Origin of the sequence: Falsiroseomonas stagni DSM 19981, assembly GCF_900114315.1 — a bacterium.
GTDB classification, from domain to species: domain Bacteria; phylum Pseudomonadota; class Alphaproteobacteria; order Acetobacterales; family Acetobacteraceae; genus Falsiroseomonas; species Falsiroseomonas stagni.
This window is the reverse complement of record NZ_FOSQ01000005.1, coordinates 19,256-43,138: the sequence shown is the minus strand read 5'-3', so window position 1 is coordinate 43,138 and position 23,883 is coordinate 19,256. Positions and strand designations below refer to the sequence as shown.

The following is a 23,883-nucleotide window of genomic DNA, read 5'->3' as shown; positions in this document are numbered from 1 at the left end:
TGGCTGGCCCCCGCGCTTCAGGACCTGCTGGTGGAGGCGCTGTGGGACACGGCGCTGATGGTGGGGGCTTCCGCCGCCATCGCCGTCATCATCGGCCTGCCCATCGCGCTGCTGCTGCATGCGACGGCGCCGGGCGGGCTGGCGCCGAATGCCTGGCTCAACCGGCCGCTCGGCCTGGTGGTGAATGCCACGCGGTCCACGCCCTTCATCATCCTGATGGTGGCGATCGTGCCCTTCACGCGGCTGGTGGCCGGCACCTCCATCGGCACCGGCGCGGCCATCGTGCCGCTGGCGCTGGCCGCCACCGCCTTCCTGGCCCGGCTGTTCGAGAATGCGCTGCGGGAAGTGGACCCCGGCGTGATCGAGGCCGCGCGCGCCATGGGCGCCACGCGGATGCAGATCGTGGCCAAGGTTCTGGTGCCGGAAGCGCTGCCGGGGCTGGTGGCGGCCACGACCGTCGCGCTGGTCTCGCTGGTCGGCTTCTCCGCCATGGCGGGGGCGGTGGGCGGCGGGGGGCTGGGTGACCTCGGCATTCGTTTCGGCTACCAGCGCTTCATGCCGGAGGTGATGGCCACCGTCGTCGTCATCCTCATCGTCTTCGTGCAGGCGCTGCAATCGCTGGGCGACTGGCTGGTGCGCCGGCTGTCGCATCGTTGAAGAAGAAGGAACACGCCATGATCACTCGTCGCACCCTGGCGCTGGCCGGCGCCGCGCTGCCCTTCGCCACGGCCGCCCGCGCGCAGGACATCGGCAGCACGCAGCGGCCGCTGCGCATCGGCGTCACCGCCGGGCCGCATGCGCAGGTGATGGAGAAGGTGCGGGAGATCGCGGCGCGCGATGGCCTCGCGATCCGCATCGTCGAGTTCCAGGACTTCATCCAGCCGAATGCCGCGCTCGCGGCCGGCGACCTGGATGCCAACAGCTACCAGCACCAGCCCTTCCTGGACCAGCAGGTGCGCGACCGGCGCCTGCCGCTGGTCAGCGTCGCGAAGACCATGATCTTCCCGATGGGCCTCTATTCCCGTCGCCACCGCAGCGCGGCGGCGATTCCGGCGGGCGGGCGCGTGGCGATCCCGAACGATCCGACGAATGGCGGCCGCGCGCTGGTTCTGCTGGCCGCCAACGGCCTGTTCAGGCTGCGCGACGGCGCGGATTTCCGCGCCACCGTTGCCGACATCACGGAGAATCCGCGCCGCATCCGCGTGGTGGAGCTGGAAGCCGCGCAGCTGCCCCGGGTGCTGGAGGAGGTGGAGGCCGCCACCATCAACACCAACTTCGCCATCCCCGCCGGGCTGAACCCGGTGCGGGACGCGATCGCGCTGGAATCCTGCGACAGCCCCTATGCCAATCTCATCGCCGTGCGGCAGCAGGACCAGGGCGCGCCCTGGGTGCGGCGCCTGGTTGCCGCCTACCAGAACCAGGAGGTGAAGGACTTCGTCCAGGCCACCTTCCAGGGCGCCGTCGTTCCCGCCTTCTGATCCACATGCCGCAGGAGGCGCCGATGACGGCAGCAAGACGCTTGCACCTCGGCGCCTTCATGCGCCCGGTCAGCATCCACACCGGCGCCTGGCGCTATCCCGGCGCCTGGGCGGATGCGAATTTCAGCTTTCCCCGGCTGAAGACCCTCATCCAGCGGCTGGAGGCGGCGAAGTTCGACGCCTTCTTCATGGCGGACCATTTGGCGCTGCTGAACATGCCGATCGAGGCACTGCGCCGCAGCCATACCGTGACCAGCTTCGACCCGCTGACGCTGCTGCCCGCCCTCGCCGCCGTGACGGAGCGGATAGGGCTGATCGCGACGGCATCGACGACCTACAACGATGCCTATCACGTCGCCCGCAAATTCGCCTCGCTGGACCACATCAGCAATGGCCGCGCGGGCTGGAACCTGGTGACCACCGCCAACCCCGATGCCGCGCTGAATTTCGGCCATGACGCCCATATGGCGCATGGGGAACGCTACAAGCGCGCGCGGGAATTCTACGACGCCGTCACCGGGCTGTGGGACAGCTTCGCCGACGATGCCTTCATCCGTGACCAGGAAACGGGAATCTTCTGGGACCCCGCGCGGATGCATGTGCTGGACCACAAGGGGCCGGAACTGTCGGTGCGCGGGCCGCTTAACGTGGCGCGCCCGGTGCAGGGCTGGCCGGTCATCGTGCAGGCAGGGGCTTCCGACGCCGGGCGGCAGATCGCGGCGGAGACCGCGGAGATGGTCTTCGCCGCCGGTGGCAGGCTGGAAGACGCGCAGGCCTACTACGCCGATGTGAAGGGGCGCGCCGCGCGCTACGGGCGCGACCCGGACCGGATCAAGATCCTGCCCGGCGCGCTCGTGATCGTGGGCGATACGGTGGAGGAGGCGCGGGCGAAGCACCGGCACCTCGACAGCCTGGTTCATCTGGAGAGTGCGATCGGATCGCTCTCCGTCGCGCTCGGCGTGGATGCGCGGCAGTTCGAGCTGGACGCGCCACTGCCCGAGATTCCCGAGACCGAGGGCGGCAAGTCCGGCCGCGAGCGCGCCATCACCATGGCGCGGCGGGAGAATCTGACGGTGCGCGAACTGGCGCAGCGGCTCGGCGGCTATGGCGGGCTGGCGATGGTCGGCACGCCGGCCACCATCGCGGATGAGATGGAGCGCTGGCTGGACGGGCGCGGCTGCGACGGGTTCAACGTGATGTTCCCCTTCGTGCCCGCCGGGCTCGAGGAATTCTGCGACAGGGTGGTGCCGGAGTTGCAGCGGCGCGGCCTGTTCCGCACCGAGTATGAGGGCACCACGCTGCGCGAGCATCTCGGCCTGGAAAGGCCGGCGAACCGTTTCTTTCCGGCCTGAGTCAGGCGGGGCGGCGGTTCCAGGGCATCGCCGCCAGCGCATTCGCCATCGGGCAGAAGCCGGTGATGCCCGCCATCGCCAGGCCCGCGCCGACGAAGCCGGACAGGGCGATGAAGCCGGGATGCACCGTCGCGGCCAGCACCGCACCCAGCAGCGCAAGGCTGCCCGCCACGATCTGCACCTGGCGCATCAGCGGCAGGGGCGCGCGGCGATCCTCCGCGATGGGGACGCCGGCGCCCCGCAGCGCGGCCAGGCCGCCCTGGACCGCGAAGGCGTCGCAGCCGCCCGCCTTGGCCGCAAGCGCCGCGCCATCCTGCGTGGTGCGCGCGCCGGAGGCGCAGTGGAAGATCAGCACCGCCCCCTGCGGGGCCTCCGCCTGGTCCAGCCGCGACAGCGGCCAATGGGCGGATCCCGGCACATGGGCGCGGGCCCTTTCATCGGCCTCCCGCACATCCACCAGCGTGGCGCGGCCTTCGCGCAGCAGGGCGGCGGCCCGGGTGGCATCGATCAGGGGCAGGGACATGGCAGGCTCCTTGGGTCGCGGCGGCGCGGCACTATATCAGATGTCTCTAAGTTAGTATCATCTAATATAAAGGGAAGACCCCCATGAGTGACTCCCTCACCCTCCCCTGCCCCCACTGCGCCGCGGCCAACCGCGTGCCGGCCGCGCGGCTGGCGGAGCACCCGCGTTGCGGCGCCTGCCACCAGCCGATCTTCACCGGCAAACCGCTGGCGCTGGATGAGGCCGGGTTCCAGCGGCACCTGAGGCTGTCCTCCATCCCGCTGCTGGTGGATTTCTGGTCGTCCTGGTGCGGTCCCTGCCGCGCCATGGCCCCGGCCTTCGAAGCCGCGGCGCAGGAGCTGGAGCCGGCGATGCGGCTGGTGAAGATATCCACGGAGGAAGCGCCGGCGCTGGCCGCGCGCCTGCAGATCACGAGCATCCCGACCCTCGCGCTGTTCCGCGGAGGGCAGGAGGTCGCGCGCCAGGCCGGGGCGCTGCCGGCCCGGCAGATCGTGGCCTGGGCGCGCAGCCGCTAGGCGCTATCGCTGCAGAACAGGTCCTTCAGCGTGGCGATCAGCGCCGCCACGCGGGGATCGGCGATGCGGTAGTGGATGGTGGTGCCGCTGCGGCGCGTCGCCACCAGCCCATCATCGCGCAGCTTCGCCAGATGCTGCGACAGGGCGGGCTGGGACAGGCCGACATGCGCCGCCAGGCTGCCCACCGGGGCCTCCCCCTCCACCAGCAATTGGCACAGCACCAGCAGGCGTCGTTCATTGCCCAGCAGGCGCAGCAGCGCCGCGGCCTCCGCCGCGCGTTCCTGCATCGCGGCCGCGCCGGGCGCAGTCAGGGTGGTGGGGATCGGGGCATCGGGCATCGTCCTGCCCATGTGTGCCGGCGCGGCGGGGCAATCAAGCCACCGTCATTGCGAGTGCTTCGCATTTGCGATATACTGGCGCCGACCAGCCGGGACATGACCCTTGACCGAAGCGCCGCCCCTTCCTGAACCGCCCCCCGCCCCTGCCCCCACCCTGACCAGCGAGACGTTGCTCCAGGGCGGGCGGGAAGCGACCATCCTGCATGGGGGAGAGGTCTATCGCCTGCGCCTGACCAGCAAGGACAAGCTGATCCTGACGAAATAGGCCGCCCGGCGGGATTGCCCTGCGCCCCGCCCCCACGGCACCTTCCCGCCACCAAGGAAGGCGGGAACACCGGCGATGGCCCAATGGCTCAAGCGTTCGATCGCGGCGGATGACAAGGAAGCCGCGCAGGTCCAGGTCCGCGCGACGGTGGAAGCGCTGCTGGCCGATATCGCGAAGCGCGGCGATGCCGCGGTGCGGGAGATGTCGGCGAAGTTCGATGGCTGGGACCGCAGCGATTTCCGCCTGACGGATGCCGAGATCCGCGCCTGCCTGGCGGAACTGCCCGCCCGCGCGCTGGACGATATCCGCTTCGCGCAGGAGCAGGTCCGCAACTTCGCGCAGCACCAGCGCGAATCGATGAAGGACATCGAGGTGGAGACGCTGCCGGGCGTGGTGCTCGGCCATCGCAACATCCCCGTCAATTCGGTGGGCTGCTACGTGCCGGGCGGCAAGTATCCGCTGCTGGCGTCCGCCCACATGTCCGTGGTGACGGCGAAGGTCGCGGGCGTGCCGCGCATCGCCACCTGCGCGCCGCCCTACAACGGCAAGCCCGCGCCGGCGATCGTGGCGGCGCAGCATCTGGCGGGGGCGGATGAGATCCGCGTCCTCGGCGGCGTGCAGGCCGTGGGCGCCATGGCGCTGGGGACGGAGAGCATCGCGGCGGTCGACATGCTGGTCGGCCCCGGCAATGCCTATGTGGCGGAGGCCAAGCGGCAGCTCTTCGGCCGCGTCGGCATCGACCTCTTCGCCGGCCCGACCGAGACGCTGGTGATCGCGGACGACACCGTCGACGGGGAGCTTTGCGCGACGGACCTGCTCGGCCAGGCGGAGCACGGCCCGACCAGCCCCGCCATCCTGCTGACCGATTCGGAAAAGCTGGCCCGCGACACGATGCGGGAGGTGGAGCGCCTGCTGACCATCCTTCCCACCGCCGGCATCGCCGCCAAGGCCTGGGAGGATTACGGCGAGGTGATCCTCTGCGAGGACAAGGCGGAGATGCTGCGGGAGGCCAACCGCATCGCCTCCGAACACGTGCAGGTCATGACCAGCGACGATGATTTCTTCCTGAAGAACATGACCAATTACGGCGCGCTGTTCCTCGGCCCGCGCACCAATGTCAGCTATGGCGACAAGGTCATCGGCACCAACCACACGCTGCCGACCCTGGGGGCGGCGCGCTACACGGGCGGACTCTGGGTCGGCAAGTTCCTCAAGACCGTGACCTACCAGCGCGTGCTGACGGATGAGGCGAGCGCGATGGTCGGCGCCTATTGCTCCCGCCTCTGCATGCTGGAGGGCTTCGTGGGGCATGCGGAGCAGGCCAACATCCGGCTGCGGCGCTATGGCGGGTTGAACGTGCCCTACGGGCAGGCGGCGGAGTGATGGACTTGCCGAGGACGCCGTCCTTCCGGCTGGACGGGCGCCGCGCGCTGGTGACGGGGGCGGGGCGCGGCATCGGGCTGGCCGCCGCCTGCGCGCTGGCGGAGGCCGGCGCGCATGTCGTGCTGGCCGCGCGATCCTCCGGCGAGATCGGGGAAGCGGCCGAGGACATCCGCGCGCAAGGCGGATCGGCGGAGGCGCTGGCGATGGATGTCGCCGACATCGACGACGCCACCGCGAAGATCGCGAAGGCCGGGCCGTTCCATGTGCTGGTGAACAATGCCGGTACCAACCGCCCCGCCGCCTTCCCCGATGTGACGCCAGCGGATTTCGACGCGGTGATGAACCTCAATGTCCGCGCCGCCTTCTTCGTGGCGCAGGCCGTCGCGAAGGGGATGACGGAGGCCGGCATCCCCGGCGCCATCATCCATGTCTCCTCCCAGATGGGGCATGTCGGCGGAGCGCGGCGCAGCGTCTATTGCGCGTCCAAATGGGCGATCGAGGGCATCGCGCGTGCGATGGCCATCGACCTCGCCCCCCACGGCATCCGCGTGAACACGCTCTGCCCCACCTTCATCGAGACCCCGATGACGAAGCCCTTCCTGCAGGACGCGGCCTTCAAGGCCAGCGTCGTGCAGAAGATCAAGCTCGGGCGCCTTGGCCAGGTGGAGGATCTGATGGGCGCGATCCTGTTCCTGGCCTCCGACGCCGCCAGCCTGATGACGGGATCGTCGCTGCTGGTGGATGGGGGCTGGACGGCGGGCTAGTCAGTCCGCCCGCGCGCCGGATTCCTGCACCACGCGCGACCACTTCGCCGCATCGGCCACGACCATGCGGGCGAAGGCTTCCGCCGTGCCGCCGACGATGTCGCCGCCTTCCTGGCGCACGCGGTCCGCGACGCCGGGGGCGCGCAGCGCGTCATTCGCCGCCGTGTTCAGGCGCTGCACCACGGCGGCCGGCGTGCCGGCCGGCACGAACAGGCCATACCAGGTGTTGGCGTCGAATCCAGGAAAGCCCTGTTCGCCGATGGTGGGGATATCCGGCAGCACCGGGCTGCGCCGCGCGGCGGACACGGCGATGGCGCGCAGCCTGCCATCCCGGATGTTGGACAGCGCCGTGGGGACGGAAGACATCATCAGCGGCACGCGCCCCGCGATCACATCCGTCACCGCCGCCGCCGCGCCGCGATAGGGCACATGGGTGAAGCGGATGCCCGCCACGCCCTGGAACAACTCACCCGTGAGGTGGGAGACGGTGCCATTGCCGGGGGTGGCGAGGTGCAGCCCCTCCGGCGTGCGGCGCGCCTCCGCCACCACATCCTGCAGCGTGCGATGGCGCGATCCCTCCCCCACCACCACCACATTCGGCGCATCGGCCAGCTGCACCACGGGGATGAAGTCGCGCTGCGTGTCGAAGGGAAGCCGCGCATAGAGCGAGGGGTTGATGGCGAAATGCGCGGTCTGGCCGAGCAGCACGGTGTAGCCATCCGGCGCCGCCTTCGCGACGGCATCGACGGCGATGTTGCCGCCGGCGCCGGCGCGGTTCTCCACCACGAAGGGCTGGCCGAGGATGCTGCCCATGCGGTCCGCGATCACGCGCGCGATCACATCCATCCCGCCGCCGCCGGTGCCCGGGACGATCATGCGGATGGGGCGCGCGGGCCATTCCTGCGCGCGGGCGGCGGAGGCCGGCAGCAGCGCCGCCGCCATCGCCGCGAAGCCCCGGCGGCCAAACGCCGGCGGACAAGCGTCTCGCATCGTTCCTCTCCCCAGGTTTCGTTCTTCTTGGTCCCCGCCAGGCGGGGGCAGCAGCTATTGGGCAGGCACCATCAGGTCGGGCGGCGGCGCGAGGCCGGTCTCGGTGCCCGATTCAGGGACGGAGCCGCCATAGAGCAGGCCCTCGATCAGCTTCGGCACCGTCGCCTCCGGATCGAGGATCGGCAGCCCGTGGCTGGGCGCGATCACCTTCACATCCAGCCGTTCCAGCAGCAGCCGCAGCCGGTCCACGTAGTGGTTCATGTCGGTGAACTTGGTCCAGAACAGCGCGCGATCCGCGAAGACGGCGGAGACGTCGGGCAGGTCGAGCGACGACGCTTCCTCCGCGCACAGCCCGCAATGGCCGTCCTCGTGGTAGTGGCTGTAGGCGAAGCCGTCGCCGGGGAAGAGAACCCGGCTGCCGCTGTCGAAGCCCCACCAGGTGGTGCGGAGGTCGCGGATCACCGGCTCCACCGCCACGAAGTCCCGCCCGCCGAGGGGGATGCGATCGCCTTCCTTCATCGCCAGCAGGCGGTGTTCATATTGCGGGAAGGCCAGGTGGTAGTCGCTGACATCGCCGCAGAGCAGCGCTTCGGGATAGCGGCTCAGCACGCGGCCGAGGCCGCCGGCATGGGGCGTTTCCTGATGCGTGACGAACAGGTATTTCAGCGACGCGCGCGTCGCCAGGATCTCCTGCATCTGCCGGTCGATGAGGGGAAAATCCTTGGGGTGGCCGGTCTCCACCAGCATCGACGCCTCCGTCCCGCAGATCAGGAAGGCGGCGTTGTAGGTGTGGTAGATCTTCCCCTTGGCGCGCTGTTCCAGGCAGTCGCCCAGCCAGAAGACACCCGGCGTGATCTCCCGCGGCAGCGGATTCGGTCGGTTCATGGGATCACCTGATCTCGTCGCGGTCGATGTAGCGGGATCGCGCGACGCCCCGGGCGAGCCCGGCCAGCACCTCGTCCATCATCTCGAACTGCCGGCGCACCACGTCCCGCCCGCGCAGCACGCGGCCATAGCCGGGGGCGATGGTCGTGATCTCATGCCGGTCGAAGACATCGCGCAGCTTGCGGCGGAGTGAGTCGGTCTCACCGCCTTCCAGCCACCAGTAGCGCGTGTTCAGCAGGAAGCTGCGGAGATGGGCGGGGCCGCGGAGATCCTCGGCGCGCTCCACGTTCCAGGGGCCGTGCTCCTCGTCGCTCCATTCCTGCGTGAAGCTGTCGGAGGTGAAGAGCGTGCGCGTGGCGCGGTCATACAGCCAGCGCGTGCCGATCAGCCGGATCGGCGCCTGGAAGGCATCGACGGGGCGGGCATCGCCATCGCCGACCTGGAGCGTCTGCACCCGCGCCACCAGCGTGGTCTTCATCGGCCTGGCGATGGCGCCCGCCTGGTCAGACCGCCCGCCGAAATCCACCCAAAGCGCCGCGTCCGGATTGCCGGAATAGCACTGCTCCACGTCGAAATGGTCGGCGATGACTTCGACATTGCAGACGGACATGAATTCGTTGAGGCGCAGCGGATAGACGGAAAGCCGCGTCTCCGGCCGCAGCACGCTGGCGAGCTGCGCGAGGATGCCCTTCGCATGGGCGGTGAAGCCGGTATCCAGCATCAGCGCCGCGCCAGGTTCCACCAGCAGGTAGCAGTTCACCGCGGTGAAGCCGCGCGCATTGGCGGGGTAGGAACTCATCCGCCCATCCAGCGGGCAGAGGCTGCGCAGCACATAAAGGCGTCCCGGCACCAGCTCCTCGACACCCGGTGCCAGCCTGTCCGCCACATCCATCAGCATGTGCGTTTCTCTCCCATGCTGGGAAGTTGAGACGCCGTGGCTTGCCGGGGCAAACGACTTATGGTCACGTGGGCGTTGAGGAAAAGTCACAAGGCCCCGGGCGATGCGTCTGCCACCGCTCAATGCCGTGCGCGTCTTCGAAGCGGCGGGCCGGCTGAACAGCTTCAGCCGCGCGGCGGCGGAGCTGCATGTCACGCCGGGTGCCGTCAGCCGGCAGATCGCCAAGCTGGAAGCCTTCCTCGGATTGCCGTTGTTCCAGCGGGGCGCGTCGGAGATGCGGCTGACGGAGGCCGGCGCCCGCTACCTGCCCGTGGTGCGGGACGCGCTGGAACGGCTGCGGGATGGCACGCAGGCGCTGGCCAGCGGCGGGCCGGAGACGCTGCATATCTGGGGATCGCGCTTCTTCATCCGGCTCTGGCTGCTGCCGCGGCTGCCGGGCTTCCAGGCGCTGCATCCGGACCTGCCCGTGCGCATCACCACCGCGCTGCCGGAGGATGAGCCGCCCGCCGACATGGATGTCGCCATCGGGCCGGATCGCCCGGCGCTGGCGGGGCTGCGGTCCCACAAGCTGCTGGACCGCGTCGTGGTCCCGGTGTGCAGCCCCGACTATTTGCGCCATGCCGCGCCGCTGGCGCAGCCGCAGGACCTGGCAAACCACGCGCTGTTGCAGACGCCGCGCGATGCCGATGACTGGCAGCGCTGGTACGCGTTGACCGGCGCGCCGCCGGTGCGCCTGCCGCGGCCCATCGCCTTCACCAGCACGGATGTCGCCTACAGCGCGGCGCTGGACGGGCTCGGCATCGCGCTGGGCCGGCTGGGCTTCATCGAGGCCGACCTCCAGGCCGGCCGCCTGGTGCAGCCCTTCGCGGTGGCGCTGCGATCGGCCGGCGCCTTCCACCTCATGATCCGGGATGCGGATCCCCTGCCGCCCCGCATCGCCGCCTTCCGCGACTGGATCCTGGCGCAACTGGACAGCCCGGCGCCCAGCCGATAAAGGCCATAGAACTGACCTAATGGTGGGGGGAGACGCGGCATGACGCTCGAAGAGCTCGACGCGCTGGATGACGCGGCCTTCCGCCTGCATGTGCGGGCCTGGGTGGAGGCCCATACGCCGGCCGATCTGCGCTTCCCGCGCCGCCGGCTGCATTGGCATGAGAACCGGCCCTGGTACCTGGCCTTGTCGAAGCAGGGATGGCTCGCCCCCGCCTGGCCGCGCGAATACGGCGGCATGGGCCTCGGCGCCGCGCGGCAGCTCATCATGATCGAGGAGTTCGAGCGCCATGGCTGCCCGCGCGTCAGTGACATGGGCGTGCTCATGCTCGGCCCGCTGCTGCTGAAGCACGGCAGCGAGGACCAGAAGCGCCGCTTCCTGCCGAGCATCCTCTCGGGCGAGGATATCTGGGCGCAGGGCTATTCGGAACCCGATGCGGGGTCGGACCTGGCCGCGCTGCGGCTGGAAGCGGTGGAGGATGGCGATGACTGGGTGCTGAACGGGCAGAAGACCTGGATCACCTTCGCCAATGATGCCAACTGGATCTTCGTCCTCGCGCGCACCGACAAGGCGGCGAAGAAGCAGGAGGGGATCAGCTTCCTCCTGATGCCGACCGCGACGCCGGGGATCACCATCCGCCCCATCCTCAACCTCGACCAGCATGACGAGTTCTGCGAGGTCTTCTTCGACAATGTCCGCGTGCCGAAGGACATGCTGGTGGGGGAGGTCAACAAGGGCTGGACCTACGCCAAGGCGCTGCTGGGGTTCGAGCGCATCGCCATCGGCAGCCCGCGGCTTTCCGCCAATGCGCTGGCGGCGATGAAGCGCCTGGCGGAGAGCCTGGGCCGCGCCGACGATCCCGCCTTCCTGGAGATGCACGCGCGCTTCCGCCTGGAACTCGCGGACCTCAAGGCGCTGTATGAGCGTTGCGCGGCGGCGCTGAAGCGCGGTGAGACGCTGGGCGCGGAGCCTTCCATGCTGAAGCTGGTGGCGACGGAGCTGTTCCAGCGCATCACGGATGCGATGCTTGAACTGGCGGGGGAGAATGCGGGGCTGCTGGACCCGATGCCGGGCGCGGCCCTGCATCCCGCCGGGCAGTTCCTGATCGCGCGGCCTTCCACCATCTTCGGCGGATCGTCGGAGATATTGCGCAACGTGCTGGCGCGCGGGCTGCTGGAGTTGCCGGCATGAGCGGCCCGCTTCCGCGCATCCGCGTGCTGGACATGACGCGCGTCTTCGCCGGGCCCTGGTGCGCGCAGATCCTGGGCGATTTCGGCGCCGATGTCGTGAAGGTGGAACAGCCCGGCAGCGGCGACGACGTGCGCCGCATGGGGTTCCGCAACGCCGATGGCGGGGGCGAGACATCCTCCTTCCAGGCGATGAACCGCAACAAGCGCGCCATCGCGCTGGATATCGGCAAGCCGGACGGGCAGGCGACCTTGCGCGCGCTGGTCGCGAAATCCGATGTGTTCATCGAGAACTTCAAGGCCGGGGGACTGGCGAAATACGGGCTGGACTATGCGAGCCTGTCCGCGTTGAACCCGAAGCTGGTCTATTGCTCCATCACCGGCTTCGGGCAGGACGGGCCCTATGCGCCGCTGCCGGGCTACGACCCGGTCTTCCAGGCGATGAGCGGGCTGATGAGCATCACCGGCGTGCCCGATGGCCAGCCCGGCGCGGGGCCGAACCTGGTCGGCTACAGCGTCTCCGACATCAATGCGGGCTTCTACGCCACCATCGCCATCCTGGCGGCGCTGCATCACCGCGACACGGTCAGCGGCAAGGGCCAGCATATCGATCTGGCGCTGCTGGATGCGCAGATCGCGGCACATTCGCATATCGCGATGAACCACCTGGTCTCCGGCCGCATGCCGGTGCGCGCGGGCGCGGCGAGCCAGATCAACACGCCCTGGCAGGCCTTCGAGACCGCGGACCGGCCGCTGATGGTCGCGATCGGCAATGACCGGCAATTCGCGCAGTTCTGCCGCGTGCTCGGCCTGCCGGACCTGCCGGCCGATGAGCGCTACGCGACGAACCGCGCGCGCATGGCGAACAAGCCGAGTCTGCTGCCGGCCTTGCAGGCCGCCTTGATGACGAAGCCCGCGCGCGACTGGATGGATGCGTTGAACGAGGTCGGCGTCGCATCCGGCCCCATCAATGATTTCGGCGCGGTGGCGGATGACCCGCAGGTGAAGCACCGCCGCATGTTCCGCGAACTGCCGGGGCAGGATGGCGATGCGCTGCCGATGATCGCCAATCCCGTGAACTTCTCCGACACCCCCGTGGATTATCGCCGCCCGCCGCCGCGCCTCGGCGAACATACGGATGAGGTGCTGCGCGACTGGCTGGGAGAGGATGCATGAGCGACAGCTACGCCGAGCGCCAGGACTCCATCCGCCTGGTGCGGGACAGCGCCGCCGCCGTGGTGCCGGCCGATTTCCGCCGCATCCGCGACCTGCGCTTCACCGATGCGGGCTTCGATGCCGCCACCTGGGCGGAGATGGTCGCGATGGGCTGGGTCTCGCTGCGCCTGCCCGAAGCCGCTGGCGGCGCGGGCCTCGGCATGGCGGAGTATGTGGCGCTGGCCGAGGCGCTGGGACGCGGCCTCGTGCCGGAACCGCTGATCCCGGGCGCCCTCTCCGCCGCGCTGCTGGCCGCCGCCGGCCAAGCCCCGCCGGAGGATTACGTCGTGACCGCCTGGCAGGAGGCACCCGACACGCTGCACGCGCCCGGCACCCCCAGCACGGCGCGGCTGTTCCTGCCGCTGGCGCGCGGCGCCGCGCGCATCCTGCTGCCGGTGCGGGAGGCATCGGGGCTGGCGCTGTACGAACTGCCCAACCCATCGCTGGATGTGGCGATGATGCAGGATGGCGGGCATGTCGCGACTCTGCGTCCCGCGATGGACGGCGCGCGCCGCCTGGCGGATGACGTCGCACCGGCGATGGAACGCGCGCTGGATGAGGCGGCGCTGGCCACCGCGGCCTATCTGCTGGGCGTGATGGAGCAGGGCTTCGCCATGACGCTCGGCTACCTCCGCACCCGCAAGCAATTCGGCAAGGCGATCGGCAGCTTCCAGGCGCTGCAGCATCGCGCGGTGGATCTGCAACTCCAGATCACGCTGACGCGGGCCAGCGTGGAGGATGCGGCCGATGTGCTGGATTCCGATGCCGGGTTCCGGCATCGCCGCGCCGTCGTCAGCCGCGCCAAGGCCCGCGCGGCGGAGGCATCGATGCTGGTGACGCGCAGCGCCGTGCAGCTGCACGGCGCCATCGGCTACACCGACGAATACGATGTCGGCCTGTTCCTGCGGAAGGCGATGGTGCTGGCGAACAGCTTCGGCTCCGCCACGCTGCACCGGCGGCGCTTCGTGGCGGAGATGCCGGAGGAGGATTAGCGTTCGCCCAGTTTCGTCACGCCGCATTCCTCGGCGAGCCTGTCGAGCTGCGCCATGAGCGGCGCGGGCAGCGGCACGCCCTGCGCCACCCGTTCGCGGCGGCGTGCGGCACGCATCTCGCCGGGCAGGCGAATACGCTCCACGCCGGGCAGGCGTGCGGAGTTGCGCAGATCATCGAGGTGGCGCGTGACTTCCGCCTGGAACGCCTTCGGGTCGAGGAAGCGCGCGACGTCGAGGGCGATCAGCACATGCCCTGTCTCCGTCACCGTGCGGTCATCGGCGTTGAAATCCACCACGTCCCGCCCGAAGGCCGCGCGGTTCAGCGGGCCCGCGAGCAGGCCGAGCATCAGCGCCAGGCCGCTGCCCTTGTAGCCGCCGATGGGCAGCAGGATGCCGTCCTTGCTGCGCCGCGGGTCAGTCAGGGGCTCGCCCGTCTTCGCATCGACCATCCAGCCTTCCGGCATGGGCTGGCCCAGCAGCGCATGCCCCTTCACCGTGCCGTAGGAAACGACGGTGGTCGCCATGTCCAGCACCACCGGATCGGCATCGCCCATCGGGATGGCGATGGCCAGCGGATTGGTACCCAGCAGGCTGTCCGTGCCGCCCCAGGGCGCCATGTGGTTGGCACTCGCAACCACCGTGTAGATGCCGATCATCCCTGCCGGCAGCGGCAGGCAGGCATGGACCGCGCCGCTGCCGGCGTGGTTGGAACGCCGAGCGCCGACCCAGGCGATGCCGGCTTCCTTCGCGATCTCCACGGCGGTTTCGCCGGCCTGCGACATCACGAGGTGACCGAGGCCGTTATCGCCCTCCACCATCGCCACCGCCGGCGCCAGGCGCTTCACGGTGATCGCGGGGCGCGGGTTCGATCCGCCGGCGCGGAGGCGGCGCACATATTGCGGCAGGCGGAAGATGCCATGGCTGTCGGCGCCGGTCAGGTCGGCCTCGACCATGAGTTCGCCGGCGCGCTTTGCATGGGCATCGGCAAAGCCTTCATGCCGGAAGACATCGGCGACGAAGCCGATCATCGCCTCCGCCCGGTGGCGCGGCAGGGTGGCGGCGAGTGACTCCTCGATCGCCATCGCTCAGGCGCCCAGGCCGAACAAGCGGCGGGCATTGCCCTCGAACAGCTTCTGCCGGATCGCCACGTCGGCGATGGCTTCCTCGATCTCCTCCACCCCGCGCGTCGTGCCCATGTCGAAGGGATAGTCGGTGCCGAAGATGATGCGGTCCGCGCCCACTTCCTCCAGCAGGAAGCGCAGCGGGCCGGGGGCGTGGGTGATGCTGTCATAGATGAAGCGCGCCAGGCTCTCCGCCGGGTCCCCCTTCAGCCGCACATGCGGTTCCTTGCGCACCTTCCAACCATGGCGGAAGCGCCCGGCCTGGAAGGGCGTGAAGCCGCCGGCGTGGGACAGGCAGAAGCGGATGTTGGGGTGGCGCTCGATCACGCCGCCGAAGACCAGCGATGCGGCGGCGATGGTCGTCTCCAGCGGGTTGCCCACAAGGTTGGTCAGGTAGTAGCTGCCCATGCGCTGCGCGGCGACGACCTTGTGCGGATGCACCAGGATGAACAGGCCGTGGCGGTCCGCGACCTCCCACACCGGATCCAGCGCGGGGTCATCCAGGTTCCGCCCCGCGATGTTGGACCCGACATGCAGCCCGCGCAGCCCATGCGAGGTGATCGCCCGTTCCAGCGTCGCGGCCGCGCGCATGGGCGACTGCATCGCGACCGTCGCCATGCCGATGAAGCGGTCGGGATGCTGGCGGACCAGCGCGCCGATGGCCTCGTTCTGGATTTCGCTGACGGTATCGGCCAGCGCGCCATCGGCCTCATAGAGGAAGGTGTGCGGGATGTTGCAGACGACATGCATGTCCACGCGCTGCGCCGCCATCTCCGCGAAGCGCCGTTCCAGGTCCCAGGCCGATCGCGGGAAGGGGTTCTGCTTGACGTCGAGGATCTCCAGCACCGCGCTGTCATCATCCACCCGCGTCAGCTTCGGCGCCAGCGAAGGCACCTCCTTCGCGATGGCGGCGATCATCGGCTCCGTCAGGATGTGGGTGTGGCTGTCGATCACGGTCATGGCGGTTCCCCCCGGGGCTCGTCCCGCGCGGGCGGCCTTCCCGCCTAGTGAACGTCCACCGGCATTTCGGTCAAGATGCGGGATTGCTTGACACGGGACCGCCGCCGCAATCTCCTGGGTGGAAATAGGGAGGAACCGTCGATGCGCCGCTGGCTGCTGGCCGCCTTGCTTGCCCTTGTCGCGCTGCCCGCGGCCGCCCAGACGGATCGCCCCATCCGCGTCATCATGCCGCTGGCCGCCGGCAGCGCGGTGGATGTCGTCGTCCGCATCGTCGCCGAACGGATGGGAGAGACGCTGGGCCAGCGCCTGGCGATCGAGAACATGACCGGCGCCTCCGGCATGATCGGCATGCGCACCGGCGCGCGGGCGGCGCCGGACGGGCTGACGCTGCTGGCGGTGAACGACGCCGTGCTGACCATGCTGCCCAACATGAACGCCCAGGCGGGCTACGATCCGCTGCGGGACTTCGCGCCCATCGGGCAGATCGTGCGCATCCGCTGGGCGCTGGTGGCGCATCCCTCCTTCCCCGCGACCAGCGTGGCCGGGCTGATCGAGGCCGCGCGCGCCCGGCCGGGGCAGATCGACTATGCCTCCGGCGGCGCGGGCAGCCCGCAGCATGTGGCGATGGAGATGTTCCTCCAGGCCGCGGGGCTGCGGATGAACCACATCAGCTATCGCGGCGCGACGCCGGCGCTGACGGCGGTGACGGCGGGTCAGGTGCCGGTCGGCTTCTTCGGCCTGCCGACGCCCAACGCCTTCGTGCGCGACGGGCAGCTGCGGCTGCTCGGCACGGCGGGGCCGGCGCGGATCGACACCTTCCCCGACGCGCCCACCATCGCGGAGACGGTGCCCGGCTTCACCTTCCACACCTGGGGCGCCTTCCTGGCCCCCGCCGGCACGCCCGCGCCCATCGTGGCGCGGATCAACACGGCGCTGCGGGAGGCGGTGGCCCACCCGCCGGTGCGCAGCCGCCTGGAACAGCTGGGCTATGAGGTCGTGGGCAATACGCCGGAAGCCTTCACGGCCGCACTCGCCGGCGACCACGCGACGATGGGCGCGCTGATCCGCAGCGCCGGCATCACGGCGGAATGAAGGAGGGAACGACCATGCTGACCAGACGGCATCTGCTTGGCGCCGGCGCGGCGCTCCTGGCCTCACCGGCCATCGCGCAACCCGCCTGGCCATCGCGGCCCGTGCGGATGATCGTGCCGCTGGTGCCGGGCGGCACCACGGACCTCATCGCGCGCGTCATCGCCGAACCGCTGTCCCGCGCCATCGGGCAGCCCGTCGTGGTGGAGAACCGAGCCGGCGCCAATGGCTGGATCGCCAATGACTACGTGATGCGCGAAAGGCCCGATGGCCACACGCTGATCGTCAACAACGTCTCCACCCACGGCATCAATTCCGCCATGGCGCCGGCGGACCGGCCGCTGGTGCCCTCGCGCGGCCTGATCGGCGTCACCAACCTGATCGAGGCGCCGCAGGTCATGCTGGCGCCGGCAGATTTCCCGGCGACGACGCTGGCGGAATTCGTGGCGCGGGCGAAGGCGGCGCCGAATCCGCTGGTCTTCGCCTCCGCCGGCGTCGGGTCCTACCAGCACATCGACCTGGAAGCCTTCGCGAAGCGCGCAGGGATCACGCTGGTGCACCTGCCGCTGCGCGGCGCGGGGGAGATGGTGCCCGTCATCCTGCGGGGCGATGCGCAGATCACCGAATTCAACCTGGTCTCCGCCCTGCCCCATATCCAATCCGGGCGGCTGCGGGCGCTGGCCGTCGTCTCCCATGAAAGGCTGCCGCAGCTGCCCGATGTGCCGACGACGATCGAGGCCGGGTTCCCCGACCTGGTCACGACACTCTGGAACGGGTTGTTCGCGCCGGCGGGGACGCCGGAGCCGATCGTCACCGCGCTGCACGGCCATGTCACGCGCATCCTGCGCGATTCGGACGTCGCAGCCGGTCTGCTCCGCCAGGGCGTGCGCATCACGCCAAGCGACACACCCGCCGCCTTCGCCGATTACGTCGCTCGCGACGTGGCGCGATGGACGGCGCTGACGCGGGAATTCGGGATCACGGTCAACTAGCTTGTGCCCCTCCTCACATCAGCGTTAGCGTGACGCGATGAAGGCGCCGGCCACGCAGCACGGCGCCGCGGAGGAAATGGATATGCCGAGGATCACGGTGAATGGCCGTGCGACGGAGGTCGATGCCGACCCCGCCACGCCCCTGATCTACGTCCTGCGCAACGACCTGGCGCTGAATGGTCCCAAGCTTGGTTGCGGGCGCGCGCAATGCGGCGCCTGCACGGTGCTGGTGGATGGCCATGCCGCGCGGTCCTGCCAGGTGAAGCTCGGTGACGTGGCCGGCGCGCAGCAGATCACGACGCTGGAGGGTCTCGGCACGCCGGAGGCGCCGCATGCGCTGCAGGCCGCCTTCATCGCCGAACAGGCCGCGCAATGCGGCTACTGCACCAGCGGCATGATCATGCAGGCGGCCGCGCTGCTCGCCGAACGCCGCAGCGGCCTGACGGAAGCGCAGGTGGCGGAGGCGCTGGAACACAACCTCTGCCGCTGCGGCACGCAGCCGCGAGTCGTCCGCGCGGTGATGCGCGCATCCCGCCAGCAGGGGGCCTGAGCCATGGGCATGCAGACCCCCACGCGCCGCGGCTTCGTCGCGGGCCTCGCCGCCGGCGCCGCCGGCCTCGCCATCGGCTTCCGCCTCGATGCCAGCGCGCAGCAGGCGGCACCGGTCGGGCCGCCGATGCTGCGGGCGAACCCGAAGCTGGATAGCTGGGTGCGCCTCACGCCGGATGGCCGCATCGTGGTCCTGACGGGGCGCGTCGAACTCGGCCAGGGCGTGCTGACCGCCATGCGCCAGATCGCGGCGGAGGAGCTGGATGTCGCGCCCGCGCGGCTCGAACTCATCTCCGGCGACACGGCCGAGACGGCGAATGAAGGCGTCACCGCCGGCAGCCAGTCCATCAAGTTCGGCGGCGAGGCCCTGGCCGTCGCCTGTGCCGATGCGCGCGCGACGCTGGTGAATGTCGCGGCCGAGACCTGGGGCGTGGAGCGCGCGGCGCTCAACGTTTCCGATGGCGTGATCGAGGGCATCGGCGGCCGCCGCATGACCTATGCGGAAGCGGCTGCGCGCGTGTCGCTGGTGCGCCCCGCCAATCTGGCGGCGCAGCGCAAGCCACCCCATGCGGGCACGATCATCGGCACCTCCCTGCCCCGCACCGACATCCCCGCCAAGGTCTTCGGCCAGCAGGTCTTCATCCATGACATGCGGCCGGAGGGGATGCTGTTCGGCGCCATCGCGCGGCCGCCTTCCTATGCCGCGCGGCTCGTCGCGCTCGACATGGCCTGGGCGGAGGCGCTGCCTGGTGTCGTGAAGGTTGTTCGCGATGGCAGCTTCATCGGCGTGATCGCACGGCGGGAGGAACAGGCGAATGATGCCGCGCGGCGCATCACCGCGGCGGCGCAGTGGCGGGACGGCGCCGCGCTGTTCGGCGGCAAGGGTGCCTTCGAATACCTGACGACCGAGCCCGCGCTGACGCGCACCATCCACAGCAAGGCGGCGCCTGCCTCGACGCCGGCGCGCACCCATGTCGCGGAGTACCGCCGCGGCTTCCAGGCCCATGCCTCCATCGGGGCTTCCTGTTCACTGGCGAAGTTCGAGGATGGGAAGCTCACGGTCTGGTCCCACACCCAGGGCCCCTTCCCGCTGCGGGGCGATCTGGCCCGGGGGCTGCGGATGGAGCCGGAGGCGATCCGCGTCATCCACGCGCAGGGATCAGGCTGCTACGGGCATAATGGGGCGGATGACGTGGCGCTGGATGCCGCGCTTCTCGCCCGCGCCATGCCCGGCCGCACCATCCGCGTGCACTGGACACATGAGGAGGAGATGGTGTGGGAGCCCTGGGGCTCCGCCATGGTGGTGAAGCTGGAAGCGGCGATGGGCGCGGATGGCGGCATCGCCTCCTGGGGCCATGATGTCTGGTCCTTCCCGCATTCGACACGGCCTGGCGACCGCGTGGGCTGCAACCTCCGTTCTGCCTGGTACCTGGAGAATCCCGTCGCGCCCTCCCCCATCGTGGATGGGGCGCTGCCGAATGGCGCTTCGGCGCGCAACGCCGTGCCGATCTATGATTTCCCCGGCCAGCGCGTGACGACGCATTTCCACACGGCGATGCCGGTGCGGACCTCCGCGCTGCGGACGCTCGGCGGCTATTTCAACGCCGTGGCGGCGGAGATGTTCATCGACGAATGCGCCTCCCTCGCGGGCGTCGATCCCGTGGCCTATCGCATCCGCCACCTGGCGGACCAGCGGCTGGTCGCGGTGCTGCGGAAGGCCGTGGAGATCAGCGGATGGCAGCCGAAGCCCGTGGTCATGGGGCGCGGCAATGCCCAGGGCGCGCGGCTTGTCGGCACCGGCGTGGGCATGACGAAGTACAAGAACAGCGACAGCCATGTGGCCGTCGTGGCGCGCGTCTCCGTCGATCCCGCCACCGGAGTTGTGAGACTTGAGAAAATGTGGGCGGCGACGGAGGCCGGGCGGGCCATCAACCCCGACGGCATCACCAACCAGATCGAGGGCGGCATGGTGCAGGCGGCGTCCTGGACGCTGCTGGAGGAAGGGCGCTGGGATCGCGGCCGGATGGTGAGCGAGGATTACACCGCCTATCCCATCATCGATTTCGAACGCATCCCGCCGATCGAAAGCGTGCTGATCGACCGGCCGGACCTGCCCTCGCTGGGTGTCGGCGAGGGCAGCCAGGGGCCGACCGGCGCCGCCATCGCCAACGCCATCCTGGATGCGACGGGACGGCGCGTGGCGGAGATCCCCTTCACGCCGGAACGGGTGCTCGCGGCATTGAGAGCCTGACCAGCAAGCTGGCGCGGCGCTACACTGGCGCCGCGCCACCGACAGGCTTCCCATGACGACAACGCCGCTGATCGGCGTCATCAATGCCGGCTCCTCCTCCGTCAAGGCGGCGGTCTTCGCGGGAGAGGACCGCCTTCTGTCCTGCGTGGTGGAGGGCATCGGCCAGCGCCCCGCCGCGCGGGCGAAGGATGCCGGCGGGAACGCCATCCCACCACCCGCGCTGGACCCCGCGCCGGCCACGCCGGGGGAGGCCGCCGCCCTGCTGCTACCCTGGCTTCGGGCAGGGCGCCCCCTGCAGGCCATCGGCCACCGCGTGGTGCATGGCGGCGCGCATCACGCCAGGCCGGAACGCGTGACGCCGGCGCTGCTGGCGGAACTGGCGGCGCTGGTGCCGCTGGCGCCGCTGCATGAGCCGCACAATCTGGCGCCCATCCACGCCATCGCCGCGCTGGACCCGGCGCTGCCGCAAATCGCCTGTTTCGACACCGCCTTCCACCGATCCATGCCGCCGCTGAACCAGGCCTTCGCCATCCCCGCCGCGATGGAGGCCGATGGCATCCGCCGCTACGGCTTCCACGGGCTGTCCTACGAATACATCGACTCCGCCCTGCCGGCGGGACTGCGCGCGGGTCGTGTCGTGGTGGCGCATCTCGGCAACGGGGCCTCGGCCTGCGCGATGCGGGCGGGGGTGTCCGTCGCTACCACCATGGGGTTCACGGCGCTGGATGGGCTGCCGATGGGCACGCGCAGCGGCGCGATCGATCCGGGGGTGGTGCTGCACCTGATCCAGGCGCGCGGCATGTCGGCGGACCAGGTGCAGGACCTGCTCTACAAGCGATCGGGGCTGCTCGGCCTGTCCGGCGGCATTTCCTCGGATATGCGCGACCTGCTGGCCAGCGGCGATCCGCGCGCGGGCTTCGCGGTGGACTTCTTCTGCCTGGCGGTGGCGCGGGCCATCGCCTCGCTCGCCGTCACGCTGGGGGGGTTGGACGGCATCGTCTTCACCGCCGGCATCGGGGAACATGCGGCGCCGGTTCGGGCGCGGGTTCTGGGGCACCTGGCCTGGCTCGGCGTCGCGCTGGACGCGGCGGCCAACGACGCGCATGGCCCGCGCATCACCACCGCCGAAAGCCGCGTCGTGGCGCTGGTGCTGCCGACGGATGAGGAACGGATGATCGCGCGCCACACCGCGGCCCTCGCCTTCAGCTGATCCGCCGGGCCTCCCGCGCCCGCACCCTTTCGCGATGCGCGCTGTAGAGGCCGCTGGCCGCGATCACGGCGCCGCCGGCGAAGGTCCAGCCATCCGGCACCGCGCCGAAGCCGATGAAGCCGACCAGGCTGGCGGTGACGAGCTGCGTATAGGCAAACGGCGCCAGCGCGCTGGCCGGGGCGTGGCGATAGGCCAGCACCACCAGCGCATGGGGGACCGACGAAACAAGGCCCACCAGCACGCCGAAGCCGACCTGCCCCGCATCCGGCGTCTGCCAGCCGAAGGGCAGCATCAGCGTGAACAGCAGGAAGCCGACGCCCGCGGTCCAGATCAGCGTCGTCTCCGGCCCATCGCCGCCCACGCCGGCCATCTTGCGCGTGACGATGACGGCGCCGGCCCAGAAGGCCGCCGTCAGCAGCGGCAGCAGGGCGGCGGCCTGGAACACGCCCGATCCCGGCCGCACCACGATCAGCACGCCGAGAAGCCCGACCGCGATGGCGGTCCAGCGGCGCCAGCCCACCTTCTCCGCCAGGAAGATCACCGACAGCACGGTGATGAAGGCGGGGGAGACGAAGTTGATGGCCGTCGCCTCCGCCAGCGGCAGCACCTTCAGCGCGAAGGTCATGGCCAGTGCCGATCCCGCCACGCCGATGCCGCGCATCACCTGCAGCCAGGGCCGACGCGCCGCCAGGAATCGCGTGCCGCCGCGCCGCGCGACGAAGAGCAGCGCCAGCAGGAAGAAGGTCGCGAAGCGGATCCAGGCGACCATGAGGGGCGAGAGCGTCTGCGTCAGCTGCTTCGACATCGCGTCCGCGATGGAGAACAGCGTGATCGCGACCAGCATGAGGAGGATGCCCCGCACCGGATCGTCGGGCCGGGGCGGCGGAGGGATGCTGGCGGCCATGGCGCAGGAAACCACGCCGCGCCCCATCGCGTCCAATTCCCGACGCCCGGTCAGTAGCCGCGATCGAGGCAAACGACCTGGTGAAGCGCCTCCCCGGCCCTGAAGCGGGACAGGTTGGCGAAGAAGGCGCGGAGGCACCGTTCCGCATAGGCGGTCGGGTCATACAGCCCGCAATGCGGCGTGATGATGAGGTTGGGCGTGTCCCAGAGGGGGCTGTCCGCCGGCAGGGGCTCCTGCGGCAGCGCATCCAGCACCGCGCCGCCCAGCGTGCCGTCCCGCAGCTTGGCCGCCAGGGCATCGGCATCCAGGATCTCGCCCCGGCCGATATTCACGACGCCCGCCTGGGGCGGCAGCAGGTCCAGCGCCGCCCGGTCGATCAGCCCGTGGGTGTCGGGGGTCAGCGGCAGGGCGATGATCAGGAAGTCGGCGCGCGGCAACTGGCTGCGGAAGCCGTCGCCGCGCGACATCTCCATCACCGAGGGATGCGGCCGCCCGGACCGGCTGTTGCCCAGCACGACCATCCCCTGCGCCGCCAGCGCATCCGCCGCCGCGCCGCCCAGCGCGCCCATGCCGAGGATGAGCACCCGCTTGCCGGCCACCGTGCCGCCGGATCGCGGCGCCCAGCGATGGGCACGCTGCGCCGTGACCATGGCGGGGATGAAGTTGTTCAGCATCAGCACCGCGGCGAGGCTGTATTCCGCGGCCTTTGGGATGTGGGTGCCGCTCGCATTCGTCAGCGTGACGGCGGGCGGCAGGCCGGCCTTCAGCAGCCATTCGACGCCGGCGCTGGAACTGCTGACCCAGCGCAGCCGCGGCGCCCGCCGCGGCAGGTCATGCAGGGGAGCGGATCCGACGAGGAAGAGCACCTCGGTCTCCGCCAGCGCGGCATCGAGATCCGAGGGATCGGCCGAGTGGGTGGCGATCACGCCCGCTCCCGCACCCTCCGCCACCCATCGCTGCCAGCGCGCCGCATCGAATTCGGCCGCCTGGAGGGAGGCCGGGTTCACCTGCGCATGGAGGCGCAACGCCAT

General features: G+C 70.3%; 25 protein-coding genes. 16 read left to right on the top strand and 9 right to left on the bottom strand.

Annotation, left to right across the window (positions count from 1 at the left end; translation table 11 throughout):
- The first annotated feature begins 3 nt into the window (after positions 1-3).
- The 3 genes from BM041_RS14380 to BM041_RS14370 are packed head-to-tail and all read left to right on the top strand — an operon-like array spanning position 4 to position 2,830.
- On the top strand, positions 4-657 hold the full coding sequence (locus tag BM041_RS14380; RefSeq protein WP_092960836.1) for a methionine ABC transporter permease: 654 nt from the start codon (positions 4-6) through the stop codon (positions 655-657).
- A 17-nt stretch (positions 658-674) separates the two neighbouring features.
- The gene (locus BM041_RS14375; protein WP_092960579.1) at positions 675-1,478 is read left to right on the top strand and encodes a MetQ/NlpA family ABC transporter substrate-binding protein; all 804 of its coding nucleotides are present in this window, start codon (positions 675-677) and stop codon (positions 1,476-1,478) included.
- 23 nt (positions 1,479-1,501) lie between these two features.
- Positions 1,502-2,830, top strand: a complete 1,329-nt coding sequence (locus tag BM041_RS14370) for an LLM class flavin-dependent oxidoreductase (RefSeq protein ID WP_092960835.1) — start codon at positions 1,502-1,504, stop codon at positions 2,828-2,830.
- A gap of 1 nt (position 2,831) precedes the next feature.
- Here the strand turns inward: BM041_RS14370 and BM041_RS14365 are convergent, their stop codons facing one another.
- Positions 2,832-3,353, bottom strand: a complete 522-nt coding sequence (locus BM041_RS14365) for a rhodanese-like domain-containing protein (RefSeq protein WP_092960578.1) — start codon at positions 3,351-3,353, stop codon at positions 2,832-2,834.
- Between the two features lie 83 nt (positions 3,354-3,436).
- Here BM041_RS14365 and trxC point away from each other — a divergent pair, with 83 nt between their 5' ends.
- Positions 3,437-3,868, top strand: a complete 432-nt coding sequence (gene trxC, locus BM041_RS14360; protein WP_092960577.1) for a thioredoxin TrxC — start codon at positions 3,437-3,439, stop codon at positions 3,866-3,868.
- Here the strand turns inward: trxC and BM041_RS14355 are convergent.
- Complete coding sequence (locus tag BM041_RS14355; protein WP_217648726.1) at positions 3,865-4,206, bottom strand: ArsR/SmtB family transcription factor; 342 nt, start codon at positions 4,204-4,206, stop codon at positions 3,865-3,867. The two genes, trxC and BM041_RS14355, sit on opposite strands and share 4 nt — an antisense overlap.
- 103 nt (positions 4,207-4,309) lie before the next feature.
- Between BM041_RS14355 and hemP the strand changes: the two genes are divergently transcribed.
- From hemP to BM041_RS14340, 3 genes are all read left to right on the top strand, one after another.
- Complete coding sequence (gene hemP, locus BM041_RS14350; protein ID WP_092960576.1) at positions 4,310-4,471, top strand: hemin uptake protein HemP; 162 nt, start codon at positions 4,310-4,312, stop codon at positions 4,469-4,471.
- A 75-nt stretch (positions 4,472-4,546) separates the two neighbouring features.
- Positions 4,547-5,854, top strand: a complete 1,308-nt coding sequence (gene hisD / locus BM041_RS14345; RefSeq protein ID WP_092960575.1) for a histidinol dehydrogenase — start codon at positions 4,547-4,549, stop codon at positions 5,852-5,854.
- Positions 5,854-6,618 (top strand): SDR family NAD(P)-dependent oxidoreductase, encoded by a 765-nt coding sequence (locus BM041_RS14340; protein WP_092960574.1) that lies wholly within the window; start codon positions 5,854-5,856, stop codon positions 6,616-6,618. The genes hisD and BM041_RS14340 overlap by 1 nt, the downstream gene beginning before the upstream one ends.
- Here BM041_RS14340 and BM041_RS14335 read toward each other — a convergent pair whose 3' ends face one another.
- The 3 genes from BM041_RS14335 to BM041_RS14325 are packed head-to-tail and all read right to left on the bottom strand — an operon-like array spanning position 6,619 to position 9,391.
- Positions 6,619-7,608, bottom strand: a complete 990-nt coding sequence (locus tag BM041_RS14335; RefSeq protein ID WP_092960573.1) for a tripartite tricarboxylate transporter substrate binding protein — start codon at positions 7,606-7,608, stop codon at positions 6,619-6,621. It lies immediately after the preceding gene.
- Between the two features lie 54 nt (positions 7,609-7,662).
- Positions 7,663-8,493, bottom strand: a complete 831-nt coding sequence (locus BM041_RS14330; protein WP_092960572.1) for an MBL fold metallo-hydrolase — start codon at positions 8,491-8,493, stop codon at positions 7,663-7,665.
- Positions 8,494-8,497: 4 nt separating this feature from the next.
- A complete protein-coding gene (locus BM041_RS14325) occupies positions 8,498-9,391 on the bottom strand; it encodes a hypothetical protein (protein WP_092960571.1) in 894 nt (297 codons plus the stop codon).
- 103 nt (positions 9,392-9,494) lie between these two features.
- Here BM041_RS14325 and BM041_RS14320 point away from each other — a divergent pair, with 103 nt between their 5' ends.
- Genes BM041_RS14320 through BM041_RS14305 form a run of 4 tightly spaced genes read left to right on the top strand, consistent with a single transcriptional unit; the run spans position 9,495 to position 13,776 of the window.
- A complete protein-coding gene (locus BM041_RS14320) occupies positions 9,495-10,385 on the top strand; it encodes a LysR substrate-binding domain-containing protein (protein ID WP_092960570.1) in 891 nt (296 codons plus the stop codon).
- A 39-nt stretch (positions 10,386-10,424) separates the two neighbouring features.
- Entirely contained in the window at positions 10,425-11,573 is a 1,149-nt protein-coding gene (locus BM041_RS14315; RefSeq protein WP_092960569.1) for an acyl-CoA dehydrogenase family protein, read from the top strand.
- Positions 11,570-12,745, top strand: coding sequence for a CaiB/BaiF CoA transferase family protein (locus tag BM041_RS14310; RefSeq protein ID WP_175533935.1), 1,176 nt, complete (start codon positions 11,570-11,572; stop codon positions 12,743-12,745). The genes BM041_RS14315 and BM041_RS14310 overlap by 4 nt, the downstream gene beginning before the upstream one ends.
- Entirely contained in the window at positions 12,742-13,776 is a 1,035-nt protein-coding gene (locus tag BM041_RS14305; protein ID WP_092960568.1) for an acyl-CoA dehydrogenase family protein, read from the top strand. Before BM041_RS14310 ends, BM041_RS14305 begins: the two co-directional genes overlap by 4 nt.
- Here the strand turns inward: BM041_RS14305 and BM041_RS14300 are convergent.
- Both BM041_RS14300 and BM041_RS14295 read right to left on the bottom strand, forming a co-directional pair.
- Entirely contained in the window at positions 13,773-14,858 is a 1,086-nt protein-coding gene (locus BM041_RS14300) for an Ldh family oxidoreductase (protein ID WP_217648725.1), read from the bottom strand. The genes BM041_RS14305 and BM041_RS14300 overlap by 4 nt on opposite strands.
- Positions 14,859-14,861: 3 nt before the next feature.
- The gene (locus BM041_RS14295; protein WP_092960567.1) at positions 14,862-15,857 is read right to left on the bottom strand and encodes an amidohydrolase family protein; all 996 of its coding nucleotides are present in this window, start codon (positions 15,855-15,857) and stop codon (positions 14,862-14,864) included.
- Between the two features lie 141 nt (positions 15,858-15,998).
- Here BM041_RS14295 and BM041_RS14290 point away from each other — a divergent pair, with 141 nt between their 5' ends.
- The 5 genes from BM041_RS14290 to BM041_RS14270 are packed head-to-tail and all read left to right on the top strand — an operon-like array spanning position 15,999 to position 21,948.
- Positions 15,999-16,949 carry a Bug family tripartite tricarboxylate transporter substrate binding protein gene (locus tag BM041_RS14290; protein ID WP_175533934.1) on the top strand — a complete coding sequence of 317 codons (951 nt, stop codon included), beginning with the start codon at positions 15,999-16,001 and terminating at the stop codon, positions 16,947-16,949.
- A gap of 14 nt (positions 16,950-16,963) precedes the next feature.
- The gene (locus BM041_RS14285; protein WP_175533933.1) at positions 16,964-17,938 is read left to right on the top strand and encodes a Bug family tripartite tricarboxylate transporter substrate binding protein; all 975 of its coding nucleotides are present in this window, start codon (positions 16,964-16,966) and stop codon (positions 17,936-17,938) included.
- 37 nt (positions 17,939-17,975) lie between these two features.
- Positions 17,976-18,488, top strand: a complete 513-nt coding sequence (locus BM041_RS14280) for a (2Fe-2S)-binding protein (RefSeq protein WP_245762092.1) — start codon at positions 17,976-17,978, stop codon at positions 18,486-18,488.
- A 9-nt stretch (positions 18,489-18,497) separates the two neighbouring features.
- On the top strand, positions 18,498-20,738 hold the full coding sequence (locus BM041_RS14275) for a xanthine dehydrogenase family protein molybdopterin-binding subunit (RefSeq protein ID WP_175533932.1): 2,241 nt from the start codon (positions 18,498-18,500) through the stop codon (positions 20,736-20,738).
- Positions 20,739-20,790: 52 nt separating this feature from the next.
- Positions 20,791-21,948, top strand: a complete 1,158-nt coding sequence (locus BM041_RS14270) for an acetate/propionate family kinase (RefSeq protein WP_092960563.1) — start codon at positions 20,791-20,793, stop codon at positions 21,946-21,948.
- Here BM041_RS14270 and BM041_RS14265 read toward each other — a convergent pair.
- Positions 21,941-22,852, bottom strand: a complete 912-nt coding sequence (locus BM041_RS14265) for a DMT family transporter (protein ID WP_175533931.1) — start codon at positions 22,850-22,852, stop codon at positions 21,941-21,943. The genes BM041_RS14270 and BM041_RS14265 overlap by 8 nt on opposite strands.
- A 50-nt stretch (positions 22,853-22,902) precedes the next feature.
- Positions 22,903-23,883, bottom strand: coding sequence for an NAD(P)-dependent oxidoreductase (locus BM041_RS14260; protein ID WP_092960561.1), 981 nt, complete (start codon positions 23,881-23,883; stop codon positions 22,903-22,905).